Annotated in this window: 16 protein-coding genes and 1 pseudogene; 11 read left to right on the top strand and 6 right to left on the bottom strand. The window is 40.6% G+C overall.

Translation table 11 applies throughout. The features are described from left to right. The first annotated feature begins 1 nt into the window (after position 1). The 10 genes and pseudogenes from cyoC to alr all read left to right on the top strand — a co-directional run bounded on the left by cyoC (position 2) and on the right by alr (position 8,881). On the top strand, positions 2 to 622 hold the full coding sequence (cyoC, locus tag ACSC9N_RS06120; protein ID WP_004696446.1) for a cytochrome o ubiquinol oxidase subunit III: 621 nt from the start codon (positions 2 to 4) through the stop codon (positions 620 to 622). Further along, positions 619 to 948, top strand: a complete 330-nt coding sequence (locus ACSC9N_RS06115; RefSeq protein WP_026056475.1) for a cytochrome o ubiquinol oxidase subunit IV — start codon at positions 619 to 621, stop codon at positions 946 to 948. The genes cyoC and ACSC9N_RS06115 overlap by 4 nt, the downstream gene beginning before the upstream one ends. 10 nt (positions 949 to 958) lie before the next feature. Continuing rightward, positions 959 to 1,837, top strand: a complete 879-nt coding sequence (gene cyoE, locus ACSC9N_RS06110; RefSeq protein WP_004982036.1) for a heme o synthase — start codon at positions 959 to 961, stop codon at positions 1,835 to 1,837. 105 nt (positions 1,838 to 1,942) lie between these two features. Next, positions 1,943 to 4,057, top strand: a pseudogene (locus ACSC9N_RS06105) (hypothetical protein). 6 nt (positions 4,058 to 4,063) lie between these two features. Continuing rightward, positions 4,064 to 4,819 (top strand): DUF3142 domain-containing protein, encoded by a 756-nt coding sequence (locus ACSC9N_RS06100; RefSeq protein WP_029575054.1) that lies wholly within the window; start codon positions 4,064 to 4,066, stop codon positions 4,817 to 4,819. Between the two features lie 143 nt (positions 4,820 to 4,962). Next, positions 4,963 to 5,349, top strand: coding sequence for a 30S ribosomal protein S6 (rpsF, locus tag ACSC9N_RS06095; protein WP_004696436.1), 387 nt, complete (start codon positions 4,963 to 4,965; stop codon positions 5,347 to 5,349). Between the two features lie 11 nt (positions 5,350 to 5,360). Beyond that, positions 5,361 to 5,588: a 30S ribosomal protein S18 gene (gene rpsR, locus ACSC9N_RS06090; protein ID WP_004278792.1), complete on the top strand. Its 228-nt coding sequence runs from the start codon at positions 5,361 to 5,363 to the stop codon at positions 5,586 to 5,588. A 9-nt stretch (positions 5,589 to 5,597) separates the two neighbouring features. After that, positions 5,598 to 6,044, top strand: a complete 447-nt coding sequence (rplI, locus tag ACSC9N_RS06085) for a 50S ribosomal protein L9 (protein ID WP_004696433.1) — start codon at positions 5,598 to 5,600, stop codon at positions 6,042 to 6,044. A gap of 273 nt (positions 6,045 to 6,317) precedes the next feature. Further along, positions 6,318 to 7,763, top strand: coding sequence for a replicative DNA helicase (dnaB, locus tag ACSC9N_RS06080; protein ID WP_004696432.1), 1,446 nt, complete (start codon positions 6,318 to 6,320; stop codon positions 7,761 to 7,763). A gap of 47 nt (positions 7,764 to 7,810) precedes the next feature. Continuing rightward, on the top strand, positions 7,811 to 8,881 hold the full coding sequence (alr, locus tag ACSC9N_RS06075; RefSeq protein WP_010327039.1) for an alanine racemase: 1,071 nt from the start codon (positions 7,811 to 7,813) through the stop codon (positions 8,879 to 8,881). 32 nt (positions 8,882 to 8,913) lie between these two features. Here the strand turns inward: alr and ACSC9N_RS06070 are convergent, their stop codons facing one another. Genes ACSC9N_RS06070 through ACSC9N_RS06050 form a run of 5 tightly spaced genes read right to left on the bottom strand, consistent with a single transcriptional unit; the run spans position 8,914 to position 13,100 of the window. Beyond that, a complete protein-coding gene (locus tag ACSC9N_RS06070) occupies positions 8,914 to 9,339 on the bottom strand; it encodes a BLUF domain-containing protein (RefSeq protein ID WP_010327040.1) in 426 nt (141 codons plus the stop codon). A 47-nt stretch (positions 9,340 to 9,386) separates the two neighbouring features. After that, positions 9,387 to 10,121: a proteasome-type protease gene (locus ACSC9N_RS06065; protein WP_004696423.1), complete on the bottom strand. Its 735-nt coding sequence runs from the start codon at positions 10,119 to 10,121 to the stop codon at positions 9,387 to 9,389. Positions 10,122 to 10,145: 24 nt separating this feature from the next. Then, positions 10,146 to 10,925 carry a transglutaminase family protein gene (locus ACSC9N_RS06060; RefSeq protein ID WP_010327041.1) on the bottom strand — a complete coding sequence of 260 codons (780 nt, stop codon included), beginning with the start codon at positions 10,923 to 10,925 and terminating at the stop codon, positions 10,146 to 10,148. Further along, positions 10,922 to 11,524 (bottom strand): alpha-E domain-containing protein, encoded by a 603-nt coding sequence (locus ACSC9N_RS06055; protein ID WP_010327042.1) that lies wholly within the window; start codon positions 11,522 to 11,524, stop codon positions 10,922 to 10,924. Before ACSC9N_RS06055 ends, ACSC9N_RS06060 begins: the two co-directional genes overlap by 4 nt. 25 nt (positions 11,525 to 11,549) lie before the next feature. Continuing rightward, a complete protein-coding gene (locus ACSC9N_RS06050) occupies positions 11,550 to 13,100 on the bottom strand; it encodes a circularly permuted type 2 ATP-grasp protein (protein WP_010327043.1) in 1,551 nt (516 codons plus the stop codon). Between the two features lie 239 nt (positions 13,101 to 13,339). Between ACSC9N_RS06050 and ACSC9N_RS06045 the strand changes: the two genes are divergently transcribed. Next, entirely contained in the window at positions 13,340 to 14,341 is a 1,002-nt protein-coding gene (locus ACSC9N_RS06045; RefSeq protein ID WP_029575055.1) for a helix-turn-helix transcriptional regulator, read from the top strand. Between the two features lie 435 nt (positions 14,342 to 14,776). Here the strand turns inward: ACSC9N_RS06045 and ACSC9N_RS06040 are convergent, their stop codons facing one another. Continuing rightward, the gene (locus ACSC9N_RS06040) at positions 14,777 to 15,976 is read right to left on the bottom strand and encodes a tetratricopeptide repeat protein (protein ID WP_010327045.1); all 1,200 of its coding nucleotides are present in this window, start codon (positions 15,974 to 15,976) and stop codon (positions 14,777 to 14,779) included. Positions 15,977 to 15,999: the final 23 nt, after the last annotated feature.

Genomic DNA, 15,999 nt, shown 5'->3' with positions numbered 1-15,999 from the left:
AATGGCTGACGTACTTCATCACGAAAACCACGGACACGATGAGCATCATCACCACGATGATACTGACATCACCGTCTTTGGTTTTTGGACTTATTTGATGAGTGACTTGATTCTATTCGGTACACTCTTCATTGCATTCGCTGTTTTAAGTAGCCATGTGCCTATGGGCACACCAAGTGCAAAAGAATTATTCGGTGAGTCTTTAGGTTTCGTTTTAACTGAAACTTTCGCTCTCTTGATCTCTTCTGTAACTTTTGGTTTTGCGGTTCTTGCTGCATACAAAAAGAACGTCAACCAAGTTTTAACTTGGTTAGCGATCACTTGGTTATTCGGTGCTTCATTCATCGGCATGGAACTATATGAGTTTAATCACTTAGTTCATGCTGGCCACGGTCCAAGCGTAAGTGCGTTTTTATCGTCGTTCTTTACTTTAGTAGGTACGCACGGTATTCACGTAACTTCAGGTTTGGTATGGATGATCATTTTGATGATTCAGATCAAGAAAAATGGTTTGACTCTTCCAAACACTCGTCGTCTTGCTTGCCTAAGCTTGTTCTGGCACTTCCTTGACATCGTTTGGATCTGTGTATTCAGCGTAGTTTACTTGATGGGAGTTCTATAATGAGTCACGATCATAACTCAGCTGGTGCTTCACACGGTAACACCAAGCAATACACGATCGGCTTTATCCTTTCAGTTATCCTGACCGTAATTCCATTCGGTATGGTAATGGCTGGTGGTTTTGGTCGCGGTATTGTTATGGCAGTTATCGCAATTACAGCGGTTGCTCAGGTTCTAGTTCAATTAGTTTACTTCTTGCACATGAACTCATCTTCAGAGCAACGTTGGAACGTGATTGCATTTATCTATACAGTACTTTGTATTGCTGTACTTCTAGTCGGCTCTGTATGGATTATGAACTACTTACACTACAACATGATGATCTAAACTGATCGTCATGTTGAAAAAGTATTTATTCCTGACTAAACCAGGAATTCTCTTTGGTAACTTCGTTACCACTCTGGGCGGCTTCTTTTTAGCCGCTCAGGGGTCTGTAGATTTCCTCCTTCTTCTCATCACTCTACTCGGTACAACACTGGTTGTTGCTTCTGGCTGTGTCGTCAATAACGTCATTGATCAAGATATTGATCAAAAGATGGAACGGACGATGAACCGTGCATTAGTTAAAAAAACCATCAGTCCTTCCGTAGCTTTGGCATTTTCTGCTGCGCTTGGAATATTAGGTTTCGCCCTACTCTGGTTCTTTGTTAATGCTTATGCCTTTGGCTTTGCTGTACTTGGTTTTGTGGTTTATGTGATTTTTTATAGTCTATGGAGCAAACGCACATCCATTCACCAAACCGTGATTGGAAGTATTTCTGGTGCTAGTCCACCAGTGATCGGCTATACAGCTGTGACCAATGAATTTGATGTTGCCGCATTGTTGCTTTTCTTAGCATATGCACTTTGGCAAATGCCTCATTCATGGGGAATTGCGGTATACCGCTTTGATGACTATAAAAATGCAGGCATTCCAATTTTACCTGTAGCACGTTCAATTTTCCGCACGAAAGTTGAAAGCTTGATTTATGTCTTGCTGTTTGCTGCGGTGTTAAATGGTTTGTATTGTTTTGGCTATACCAATATGTTTTTTCTTATCACCTTTAACGCACTCTGTGCTTATTGGGTATATTTATCAATCATTGGTTTTAAAGCTGAAAATGATCAGGTTTGGGCAAAACGCTATTTCTTATATTCAGTGATTTTAATTACTGCATTAAGTTTTAGTTTTAGTTTTAGCTATGTCTCACCTGCTCCACATTTGCCGCTGTTTTAAAAAAGATAGAGTTCTCTCTATCTTTTTTATTTCAACTTATTCAATATTTAAGTCTAGTCTTTAAGTTGTTACCATAGCAGACACAATAATAACTCATGCTCTGCAATGAAAATGCCATCACAATTTTTTAAAAAATCTATTTTTATTAGTCTGTTCCCTATCACTCTTGCTTATAGCACGCACAGTTTTTCTGGTTTCGATGTTTCTTGCTACCCATCGACCAACATTCAAACCAATGCCTATACAGCCTGTGACAATTTGCCTGCACTCACACCCGCCAATGACAATCAAACCAATATGCTCTTACTTCTGAGCGACATGGGTTTGGCCAAATTGAATTTTAATCAGCCAAATAATCCGCTTTGGGAAACTGAATATAGCAACGTACCATTTGCGGCTAAAACATTGTTTGAAGGCGTAACCAATAAACGACCGAATGCCCGATTAAAACCGAACAATGAAAAGACGCCTTACCAAGAACATTGTAGTAGCCTAGACAATGGTGCGGATCAATTTACCCAGCAGGTGAAAGCCGACAAAAATCTCAGCAAAGCGGAAAAAGATTTACTAATTCAAGAAAGACAAAATATCTCGGCCTGCGACCGTGATCTTGCCCTCATCCAAGTCAATCCGAACTGGTCTATACAAGCACGTCAGTATGCGTCTTATTTAAATGCAACCATTGCCTTTTATAATAGTAACTTTTCCATAGCTACTAAAATTTACTCAGTATTAACTACGGTTGATCAGCCTTGGATCAAAGAAACATCACAATATATGTTGATTCGTAGCAGCCTCAATGAAAGCTATCAGTCGGGTGTAGGTAAATATGGCGACTTAAAAATAGATAAAGTAGATCAGACTTTACTCAAAAACACCTATGAGCATATTACTACCTACTTCAAACGCTTTCCTGAGGGAAAATATGCTGCAAGTGCACGCGGTTTACTACGTCGTTGTTATTGGCTGAGTGGAAATACCGAACTCCTGACCAACGAACTCGCATGGCAAATCAATCATCCTGATTCCAAATACTATAATTTAGAGCTCGATAATCTAGCCTTCGAAATGGATCGCCATGTTTTTCAAAGCCGCTCATTCAATGCAAAAAATCTAAAAGATCCCTTCTTTCTGACCATTTCAGGTTTAATGCAAATGCGTCAGGTAACATCGGCAGAAGATAAAGTCTTAAGTTGGTCTGAACTCAACAACCAAAAAACACTATTTAAGAGTCAGCCAGAACTGTTCCAATACCTACAAGCCAATCACTTATTCTTTGTACAGAACAAACCAACTGAAGCTTTAAAATATTTGCCAGAACATTCCTCTAATTCAATTAATAGTTACCTTCAACTCAGTCAAATATTGTTAAAAGGGCGTATTTTAGAAAAACTGAGACAAACTCAAAATGCGCAGCAGTATTGGGAAGGCTGGCTGAGTCAATCAAAATCCATTGAACAGCGTGGCTTATTTGAGCTGATGCTGTATCCACATTATGCTCAGCAGCAAAGTGCAAACCTATTCATCGGTTCAAATGCTAAAATCAAACAAGCTTCATTGCAAAAAAGCTTTATTGAAAATCAAGCCAATGAAAAAAGCTTAATGCAAATTGTACAGAGCAAAGCATCAAGTACAGATCAAAAAAATTTAGCTTTATATAAAACTTTGCAAAAGTCATTGGTACATCAGAACTTTAAACTGTTTAATCAAGCCTTTGTACTGCTACCACAAGATGCCGCAAAGTATAAATATGACTCAGAAACATATCAAAACTATAAAAATCAACCGCCCCTTAGTGATTTCATTTGGGCAGGAACGCAAATTACGTCACAGATTCAATGCCCTGACTTATTCAGTCTGACTCAGAAACTTGAAAATTCACCTCAAGATTCAAAACTCCGACTTTGTTTGGGTTAATATGCGCGCTCGCCTCAAGGTTATAACATAAGCTATGTCACCACTTTAGAAAAAGAAACTGCTAGCTTCCAAGGTGCAATTTTTACCCGTGGCCAAGTGTATAAAGACATCATCAAATCCAGTTCTGTACCAGATTTAAAAGCATATGCTCTTTATCGCTCAATCATGTGTTATTCACCAAGCGGGATGAATGACTGTCAGGATGCAGAAGTTGAAAAATCCACCCGGAAACAATGGTTCGACCACATTAAACGCGACTATCCAAGTACCTCTTGGGCACAATCTTTAAAGTATTACTGGTAAGACTATATGTTGAAGCAGATTTTTTCCGTTGTTATGACGCTGATCTGTATGCTGAGCATCATATCTTGTCAGCCGAGTCAGTCAGCTTCAACATCTAGTCGGGTAAATGCCGAAGACTATGATGCATTTTGGATTTGGGGCAATATTTCATCTGCCCCTTATCTAAATGCGGCTAAAGAAATTTATGTTTTACAAGGTGAGATCCGTTTAGATTCCCAAACACATCACTCTAAGCTCATACCGCAAGGTGTAAGCGTTTTAACGATTCCTCAGCAAAAGGTGTGGCTGGTTTTTCGTAATTATCATTTAAACTGGAATGGCCAAGAGCTTACACACATTCTAAAACGCGTTCAGCAATGGGAAAATGCAGGGAATCATATTCAAGGCATACAAATTGATTTCGATGCCAAAACCAAACACATTCACCAATATGCCCTATTTTTAAGTCAATTAAGAAAACAATTGCCTCAACACTATCAACTCAGTATCACGGGCTTAATGGACTGGACCAATGTCACAAATCAGGAGACTTTAAACCTCCTGAATAACACCATCGACGAGTTGGTCATTCAAACTTATCAAGGTTCAACCACCATACCCAACTATGCAGCTTATCTAAAAAAAGTTTCAGCACTGAAACTGCCTTATAAAATTGGCATCGTTCAATACGGTGAGTGGCATAGACCGCCAAAGCTTGAAAATGATACGAACTTTAAAGGCTATGTTGTCTTCCTTTTACGCTCAAAACCTCAAAATAATTAGGGCTTTTTAAGAGAAGTTCTTGAATTTGGCGAGCAAAGTCTCTAAAATTCCCCCTTCGCATCTAATGCGACACAACCTAGGTTGTGACTCCTTGCTTCTAACAACTTTTTGTTAGGGGCTGTTTAAACCGTAAGGAGCTGACAATGCGTCATTACGAAATCGTACTTTTAGTACACCCTGATCAAAGCGATCAAGTCGTTGGTATGGTAGAACGCTACCTAACTCACATCAAAGAAGCTGAAGGTCAAATTCACCGTCTTGAAGACTGGGGCCGTCGTCAATTGGCTTACCCAATCAACAAGATCCACAAAGCTCACTACATTCTTATGAATGTTGAGTGTGGTCAAACTACTCTTGATGAGTTAGAAGAATTGTTCCGTTACAACGATGCAATTATTCGTAGCCTTATCATCCGTCGTGAGAACGCTATCACTGAAGAGTCACTATTGGCTAAGAGTGCTGAAGAAAAACGTGCGCGTAAAGCTCAACGTGAAGAAGCACAACAAGCTCAAGACTCTGCTGAAGCATAAGGAGAACATCAATGGCACGTTTTTACCGTCGTCGCAAGTTCTGCCGCTTTACAGCTGAGAACGTTACGTACATCGACTACAAAGATATCGACACTTTAAAACAGTACATCACTGAAAACGGCAAGATTGTTCCTAGCCGTATTACAGGTACTAAAGCTCGTTACCAACGTCAATTAGCGCTTGCTATTAAACAAGCTCGCTACTTGTCTTTGATCCCTTACACTGACAATCATAAGTGAGGTTGAGCTGTGGATATTATCTTATTACAACGCATTAAAAACCTTGGTAAATTAGGCGATAAAGTTTCAGTTAAAGCTGGTTACGGCCGCAACTACCTTATCCCTCAAGGTCAAGCAGTAGCTGCTACTGAAGCTAACACTGCTGCTTTTGAAGCTCGTCGCGCTGAACTTGAGAAAGCTGAAGCTGATGTTTTAGCTGCTGCTCAAGCACGTGCTAGCCAATTAGACGAAGTTAACATCGTAATCACTGCGAAAGCTGGTGACGAAGGTAAACTATTCGGTTCTATCGGTACTCGTGATATCGCTGACGCGTTAACAAATGCTGGTCTTGAAGTTGACCGTGCAGAAGTTCGTTTACCGAACGGTGCACTTCGTCACACTGGCGAATTCAACATCGCAATCCAATTGCACCATGATGTTGTTGCTGAAGTTCTCGTTACTATCGTATCTGAGTAATTTCTTGCAAAAAAAAGAGCATGCTTTTGCATGCTCTTTTTTTTATCTCTATGAAAAAGTAGTTTCATTGCTCAGCTTAAAACTTCATCAGTCTGCCCCACAAAATGCCAAATTTGAATATTATGGGTTTTATCCATAAGCCTTGAATTCAGCACACAGCAGCTGCATTTTTTGATAAAGTGCATAGAGTTAAATGACTGTATTTTTTCCCAAATTTACAGTGAAATTTATCTTAAGTTATCCCTCTTACTGTATTAAAAATCAGGGCGTTATATGTCACAGGCGAATGCCACTGCTCAAAAGAGCTCATCGAAACAAGACAATAAACCGAATGAGTCAGGGCAACTGAAAGAATTCCGTACACCTCCGCATAACTTAGCATTGGAACAAGCCGTACTTGCCGCTTTAATGACGGTTGCTGAATCCTTTGAACAAGTTGGCGATGTACTCACTGAAAATGACTTTTATGCGACGCGCCATAAATATATTTTTCGCGCGATTGCACAACTCTCCAAAGACAGCTCACCCTATGATGCGGTTTTAGTGCATGACTGGCTCACTACACAAAACCTACTCGATGCAGTTGGTGGTGAAGAGTACCTGATGCAATTGATGGCAGACTCCCCGTCTAGTTTCTATAACATGGAAACTTATGCCACCAAGATCAAAGAATTTTCGACTTTGCGCAGCATGATCAAGGTTAGTTCTGAAATTTTACAAAATGCCTATGACACCAAAGGTCGTAACGTCAGTGAAATTTTAGATTTGGCCGAAACTAATATTTTCTCTTTGGCTGAACAACACAATAACAATGCCAAAGCTCAAGGGCCTAAAGCCATCAATACAGTTGTAGCTGATGTATTTGATAAGCTTAATGAGCTGTCGCAAATGGAAGGCAGCATTACAGGCTTAACTACAGGCTTTCTTGAACTCGACAATAAAACCTCGGGCATGCAAGCAGGTGATTTGATTATTGTTGCAGCGCGTCCATCGATGGGTAAAACCACTTTTGCCATGAATTTAGTGGAAAGCGTGCTGTTTAATAATGACTTACCTGCCTTGGTTTACTCCATGGAGATGCCAGCCGACTCCATCGCCATGCGTTTAATTTCATCTTACGGGAAAGTCCATCAGGGACATTTACGTTCAGGTAAACTCGATGGTGATGAATGGTCAAAAGTGACCGGCACCATTTTGCAACTGCAAGAGAAAAAGCTCTATATCGACGACTCCTCTGCTCTTCCACCTACAGAAGTTCGTGCTCGCGCACGTCGTATTGCCAAACAGCACGATGGTAAACTCGGCTGCATCATGGTCGATTACTTACAGCTAATGAAAGTACCAGGCATGGGTGATAACCGTGTCGGTGAGATTTCGGAAATTTCACGAAGCTTAAAAGCTCTTGCCAAAGAAATGATGTGTCCTGTGATTGCACTATCGCAGCTTAACCGTTCCCTCGAGAACCGTCCCAACAAGCGTCCCGTGATGTCAGACTTACGTGAATCTGGTGCAATCGAGCAGGACGCCGACTTGATCATGTTTATTTACCGTGATGAAGTCTATAACAAAGAATCCAAAGAAGCAGGCACTGCCGAAATTATTATTGGTAAACAACGTAACGGCCCTATTGGTACCGTTCGACTTGCTTTTGAAGGCCAATATACCCGCTTTAGTAACTTATCCCCTGAGTTTTATGCTCAGTACGATGATGAGGAATAATTAAAAACTCATCGTCGCCCTTCCATGACCCTGTAGGAGTAATTAGGGTGCGTCAAGCAACAGTTTATATTGATAGCCAAGCGCTGCAATATAATTTAAACCGTGTCAAACAACTTGCCCCAAACGCGAAAATCGTCAGCATGGTCAAAGCCAATGCTTATGGACACGGAGTCAAAGACTGTTTAGCAGCCTTAAGTGAAACCGATGCCTTTGGCGTCGCCTGTTTAGAAGAAGCATTAGAGATTCGTGCACTCGGCTTTAAACAGCCTATTACCCTGATTGAAGGTGTTTTCTCAGCAGATGAAATGCAAACCGTCATTGAGCAAAATATCGAGTGCGTGATTCATCAGCAACAGCAAGTCGATTGGTTGATCGCACATAAAACCGCATATATCGCACAAAAGCTCAAAGTGTGGGTCAAACTCAACAGCGGTATGAACCGTTTAGGCTTTAAAATTGCTGAAATCATTGCTGTCATCAACACATTGAAAGCAGAAGGCTTTACATGTGTCCTAGCAATGCACTTTGCCAACGCCGATGCGGATCACCCACTCAATGAGCAGCAACGTGCGCAATTCCTACACATCAAAGAAGCCTGTTCACCCATCCTAGCCTCATGTTGTAACTCAGCTGCTATATTTAAATGGCCAGAACTTAATTTTGATTTTGTCCGCCCCGGTATCATGCTGTACGGTGCATCCCCTTTTGCCGATAAAAATGCACATGACTTAGACTTAAAGCCCGTTATGACCTTCACGGCGGAAATTATTGCATTAAATACCATTCAAGCAGGTGAAGGTGTGGGTTATGGTTCGCATTTTGTCGCGAACCAAGAAACTGAATTGGCGATTGTTGCGATTGGTTATGGAGATGGCTACCCACGTGCATTTCCAAAACAAAACCATGTTGCTATAAATGGTCAGGCTGCAGCTGTTGTGGGCCGAGTAGCAATGGACATGATTGCGATCGATGTGACGGGTTTAAACGCCAAACTCGGTACAAAGGTTGAACTCTGGGGTAAAAACCGCTTAGTTGACGATGTTGCGGAAGCCAATGGAACTATTGGTTATGAGCTACTTTGTCGGTTAAGCAATCGCCCTACACGTAAGCAAATTTAAACAAAAAAGCCCAAGTTATACTTGGGCTTTTTTCAACCTAGACTCTCATCAGACTGGGCATCATAAAGGTCTTGCAATAGTTGATCAATTTGTTGTTGACTCATGATCTGCGGTTCAAATGTTGCAAAACCCATTTCACGCATTTTGGTATGTACGCTACTCATACGTTGCACATACTTCATCCCCCAAGCTCTAAAATGTGCCGCGTTAATCGTTTTCACCTCAAAGACTTTGATATCTTTATGTCTAGGGTCTTTCAATAATTTCGACATTAATAATTCTAAAACCTCTTCACCCCCTTCTAAGCACTGGAAATAATGCTGATCTGCATAATAAAGAATGCCTGAAATATTATGCAATGCATTAAAATCACGTGCTTCCTTTAAAATGTCTCGAACATCTTGAAGAAGCTGTACATGATCCAAAGTTGAAGTACTTGCATAGCAAATTTGCTGCATAGACTTCCCCAATTTATTGATTTCATTATTTTTAGCATTTAGCACGTTTATACTAAATAGTCATCCGTCGGCTTTGCCAATTCTTGCAATCCTTTTCTTAAGGTATCTGACCATTGCTTGCTAATGCTTGAAAAATACGGATCCTCTTCATCAATCCGCTTACCCACTGGAATATGTAAACTATCTCTTGTATACACCAAAGCATCTAAAGGCAAACCTACAGAAACATTGGAACGTAAAGTTGAGTCAAAAGAAATCAAACTACACTTCACCGCTTCGTCTAAGGGCATGTCATACCGTAATGCACGATCTAGAATCGGCTTGCCATATTTACTTTCACCAATTTGAAAATACGGCGTATCTTTGGTCGCACAAATAAAATTCCCCTGCGGATAAATATTATAAAGTTGCATTTCTGCCCCTTTAATTTGTCCACCGACCAATAAGCTACAGTAGTAATTACTCTGTTCCTGCGTGTCCGGCGCCATATCCGCCAAGACTTTTTTCAAAGTATGTCCAACCAACTCAGCCGCTTCGAACATGGTATTGACACTATATAAATTCGGTTCTTGGCTTAACTCCAGATGATTTTTTAAATGTCCAATCACCGCTTGGGTCGTTGCTAAATTTCCTGAGGTTTGAATCGCAATAAAGCGTTCACCCTCCACACCGAAGGTATACAGTTTCCTAAACACGGATATATGGTCTACACCTGCGTTCGTACGTGTATCACTTATAAAAACCAAACCATCTTGCAGACGAAGTGCACAACAATAGGTCATAGAACATCCTTTTTCAGCTAAACCTTAACAACTTAAAACTTGTACCATGGAATGCATCGATTCCACCCCACCTTTTTCACGTACGCCACGAACGGGAGCCACATCCCAATAATCGCGCCCAATAGCTACATAGATATGTGACTGTGGTTTGAATAATTGATTACTGGTATCAAAACAATACCATGCATCATCAATATATACCTCGGCCCACGCGTGACTGGCGAGGTGTGAAGTTTCAGGCACATGCAAATACCCCGATACATAACGTACCGGTAAGCCCAGATGCTTGCACATAGCAATAAAAACATGACTATGGTCCTGACATACACCTTGTTGCCCATTGAATGCATCAATTGCCGAAGTTAACACCGAAGTTTCGGCAGGTACATAAGGAATATGCACTAAAACTGCTTCTGACAGTTTCATCAAATTTTCCCGATTCAACTCAGGCACATACTGATGTGCAAATGCCTTCATTTCAGCATTGCACTGGGTATTGAGCGTCGGCTGTAAAAATAAATTGGGATTCAGCCGATCTTGTATACCATGTTCTGCCAAGCTATTAATTTCAACAATGCCCTGTGCCATTATGGTCAGCTGTTGATAGGCTTCACGTTGCGAACTAGTAATCCAAATATTTTGGAAGGCATCCCGTTTTTCTTCACGCTCTCCTGGCACACTCACATGCCAGTGACATACCTTTTGGTGCGAATTATTCGTGGGTGTCATTTTGATATATTGAATGCTGTTCAGGGCCAATTCACTATATTGATAATGCGTTTGGTGATTGATCATAAGTTTCATACATCAACCTCAAACAATTGTTGAATATAATCACTAAAATGATAAAAACTCATCGCATCAGGTTGTGATTTGAGCTCTAGCCAAGCTTGTGCCAAATTTAGCCAGCCCATTTCTTTTAACAACATAACGATGTTTTCTATTTCAACTAAAGTATTTTGTGCATCTTGTTTCAGGCGGATTTGACGGTCGAGCTGCTCAATCATTTGCCCCAAACTAAAGAATAAAAAGACATCACTGGCTTCAGACTCAAGTACATCCTGACACTCTCCAACCACATCACAAATATAGGCGGTGTTTTCAGTGGCATTTTTGATAAATTGATTCAGTTCCGCGTAGGCCTTTGCAGATAAAATCCCGCGCAAGTCTTGTACATTACTCTTAGCACTTTGAAATTGCTGGTTAAATGAAGCAGGGTTGTTTGGGTTTAAAATCAGCTCATTCAGTGAGCACGCATCAAAAGCAGGCAAACAAAATGCATGCGCATAATCCATTGCAGGCTGGTCTTGGGTAAAAGGAAACTGAGCACACAAATATTGAGTACGTGTTAAATAACGCCCTAACCAAAAAATATTTTCAGCATTGGTGCTTAATAAAATCATAGTTCTACCCTCATATTTGTTTATTTTATGAATGTAAGTTTTCCACGACCCAAGTGTCTTTAATTCCTCCTCCTTGGGATGAGTTGACCACCAACGAACCTTCTTTCATCGCAACACGTGTTAAACCGCCAGGGACAATTTCGGTACGATACGGTGAACTGAGCACAAACGGTCTAAGGTCAATATGACGCTCAGACACACCCGATTCAGTCATGGTTGGACTGACAGAAAGTTCTAATGTGGGCTGGGCAATATATAAATGCGGCGTCGCCATGAGCTTATCTCTAAATTGCTCAATTTGGCTTTTACAGGCTTGCGGTCCAATCAGCATACCATACCCACCCGAACCTTGCGCCTCTTTGACCACTAACTGCTCAAGGTTCTCCAGTACATAAGCCAAATCTTGCTTGTTACGGCATTGATATGTCGGAACATTTTTTAAGATAGGTTTTTCACCTAAATAAAACTGAATCATTTTATCGACATAAGGATAAATCGATTTATCATCCGCAACCCCTGTGCCTGGTGCATTCGCAATAACCACGTTATGACTCAAATAAGCCGACATCAACCCTGCGACACCTAAAGTGCTATTCGGCATAAAGCACAGCGGGTCAAGGTATGCATCATCCAAACGGCGGTAAATTACATCTACTCGTTGACGGCCACGAATGGTTTTGACATAGACCTTATCATGTTCTACAAATAAATCGCGTGATGTCACCAAAGGCACATCCATTTCACGGGCTAAAAAAGCATGTTCATAATAGGCACTATTAAAACGTCCCGGTGTCAACACCACGATGAAAGGCTGATCGACATAAGCATTTTCAGCCAAGATTTCTTTTAGTAATTGTGGGTATTGTTCTATGCCTAAAATATGGTTCTTCTGCATCAAATCAGGCATAAGTTTTTCACTAATCTTACGACTTTCAAGCATATAAGATACGCCCGATGGCGTTCTTAAATTATCTTCGAGTACATAAAACTCACCCTGCCCATCACGGATAATATCAATTCCACTAATTTGGCTATAAATCTGACCTTTTAAACGGTGCTCATACATATGCGGTTGATAAGCCTCATGCGTCAACACTTGCAGTTCTGGAATAATTTTCGCTTTGAGAATGTCTTGTTGATGGTAAATATCATGTAAAAATAGATTTAAAGCTCGCACACGTTGTGCAGAGCCAAGGGAGATTTTATTCCATTGTTGTTTGGCGATCACACGTGGAATTAAATCATAAGGAATGGTGCGCTCAATGCCCTCAGATTCACCATATACAGTAAACGTAATACCTTCATATAAAAAATGCTGTTTGGCAATTTGGTTCAGTTCTTCGAGTTCTTCTACACTATGCTGTGACAACCAGTGCTCAATACGCGTACAAGCCTCACCAGACATCGCTTGGTCATCTGTCATTTCATTAAAGAAATTCGAGGTCATTTGATGAAACAATCCAGCAGACTGGCTCGATAGACGATCATGAGAGTGAATCGGATTTAATACAGGAGAGTTAAGCTTATATCCGTCCAACATCGTATTTACATTTGTATCTTTATCTTCTTTAAACATACAAACCTCTCAATTGTTATCGATATGTAACCCATACGTAGCAATATCTATGCCATGGATTTCTAAAGATGCTTTGTTTATTAATCGATAAAAAACGCATTGCTTCAATTCTATTTCGCATTAAGTTGTGTCAAAAAATATAACTGAAAAATTTCAAGCAAAGCTTGCTTAAACGAATGAGTTTTCTTATTGTGTTCACATTCAAGTAAGTAATTTCGACTCCTATATTTTATTAAACTATGTCTATACAAGAAAAAGAAACGTCCAATAGTCTCTATCGCCAATGGCAAATTTTGTCTCGCCTTTCCACTGGAAAATGGATGGGGACTCGAGAGCTGCAAGAGATTTTACAACGTGAAGGCATCGATATTACTTTGCGAACCATTCAACGTGATTTAAACCAAATCTCTCAACGCTTCCCGATTGAAAACAATGGGGCTGTGCCTCAAGGTTGGCGTTGGCGTTCTGATGCTCCAATTCAAAGCTTACCGCACATGACCAGCTCTCAAGCGGTGACGTTTATGATGGTTGAAGAACACCTTAAACATCTTCTTCCTCCAAGCTTAATTGAAGAAATGAATCCATGGTTTGACTTAGCACGTCGTAGCCTCTCTACCCAAAATAATGTGCGCCAATGGATTAACCGCGTACGCATTGTCCCTGCGACACAACCGCTGATTCCCCCGATTGTGGAGAAAACAGCACAACAAGCCATCTATGAAGGACTACTCCAAGACAAACAGCTGGAATGCGTTTATCAAGGCTTAAACCAAGCGGCTGAAGCAAAAACCTATACCCTCAACCCTCTGGCACTGGTTCAAAAAGGTGCAATTATTTATCTGATTTGTACCCGCCACGACAAAACTGATATTCAAACCTTTGCACTGCACCGTTTCAAATCAGCGACGGTTTTAAACACTCGTGCCTTACACCCAGTCAATTTTGATATCGATGAATACATCGAATCAGGTGCATTAGGTTTCCGTGTAGATTTTTCAAAACCTACAGAAACCGTTGCACTTACCCTGACCATGAATGAAATAGATGCGCTGTATTTGGAAGAAACCAAACTCAGTACCAATCAGGTTTTAGAACCGCTTGGAAATGGGCAAATCTTGGTTCATGCGACCGTCCCTTTTACCAATCAACTGGTGTGGTGGTTACGTAGTTTTGGTCATAAGATTAGCCACATTGAACCCAAAGAAGTTCGTGATGCAGTTAATCAGACCATCACCGACTAAAATAAAAAAAGCCCCAAGTATTCGGGGCTTTACAGTCTTTTTGGTATTAGATATTTGAATTGCTTGGGTTTGTCGTTTTCATTGCTCATCTTGGTTTAATGCCTCCCCTAAACCAAGATAAGTGTGCTGTTTTTGGTGATTGATACAAACTAGCATTGGCATGCAAGCTCTCCACTGTTAAAACGGATCGATTTCATCGTCATAGTGTTGACCTCATGTTAAGAACGTAGAATCAATTTAAAATATGGCGATACTTTTGTGAAATAACATGATTGGCTATTTTTATCTGTTTTTATCTTAAACAACTCTTTTGCTTTGTTTATCTTTCAAAACAAAAAGCCAGCCTTATGGTCAGCAGGCTTATGATTAGACCCTTGCATTTCCAATATGGATTGCAAGAACCTTTCGGCAGTAATCGTTACAAATCATCCGCTTTTATTTCTTCCAAAATTGCCACTTGCTACGTTTAGGCCGCTTTTCTTCAATACGCACCAATCCCTTGAGTGCTTCATTATTGATTCTGTCATACATTTTTAAATATTCAGGATTCAACTGCTCTCCGATATATTCAGGCGTATACGATGTACAAGGTTTTCGTAATGAGCGCTCATACCATTTTTGTGCAACGTCTAAATCGGCATTAAAATAGAGCCCTTTTTCATACAAATAGCCAATTTTACATTCCGCATGTTGGTCTTTCTGATCAGCCGCTTTTTGAATCCAATATACGGCTTCTTCCAAACTTTTCTCAGTGTACAAGCCATTTAAATACCAATATCCCACTTGATATTGTGAAGATGCCTCACCTTTTTGGGCATTCAGTAAAAATAGTTTGAAGAATAGTTGTTTGGCTTCATCCATATGCAGAAATGAATCAATCTTTCGGATTTGTTCATTAATCTGATCAATTGAGTAGTCCCGTGCATTTTTGAGAACATGTTGAGCCTGTTGCAGTGGACTTTCTTCGGTAAAGGATGCGATTAATTGCATTGCTTCTGCCTGCATCTCATCTATCCCACTGATACGCGCATCCAGTACGACATTTAAATGTTTTCGAGCCAATTCGAAGTCTTGCTCAACACCTCGCCCCTCTAAATACATACGGCCCAAACTTAAATCTGCCGCTATGACCTGACCTACTACTTGTTGATACAGTCCAATTGCCATATCTAGGTCCAGCGGTACACCTAAACCTTGCTCATACTTATCCGCTAAATTATTGATCGCAACGGGATTACCCAGATCAGCAGATTTTTGATACCAATAGACACATTGTTCGTAGTCTCGCTTTGTCCCGATACCATCTTGATACATCCAGCCTAAATGATAATAAGCATTTGCTAAAACAGCTTTTTCAGTTTCAGGCGCTTGTGATGAGATTCGATGATACAAATAGAATGCTCGTGCCGAGTGAATCACATGTTCGCTCACAACACCATAATTTGGATAAACTGAATTTACCAAGAAACAGGTTAACCAACCAAAACGATAATTAGCCGCCAACCCCAATGTGGCTGCCCAACAACCCTGTTCGGAGGACTGCTCCAAGAGCTGCAAACTTTTTTGTAAATCTTGTTCAGTGCCTTGACCTCGTGCATAACATCCCGCCAACTGATATAGCGCAATGCTATCCATTTTGGATGCGGCTTCTCGATACC

This window comes from Acinetobacter sp. PC34, assembly GCF_051789135.1.
Classification (GTDB): Bacteria; Pseudomonadota; Gammaproteobacteria; order Pseudomonadales; family Moraxellaceae; genus Acinetobacter; species Acinetobacter johnsonii.
Note: the sequence above shows the minus strand (reverse complement) of the source record. Positions and strands in the feature narration are given on the sequence as shown.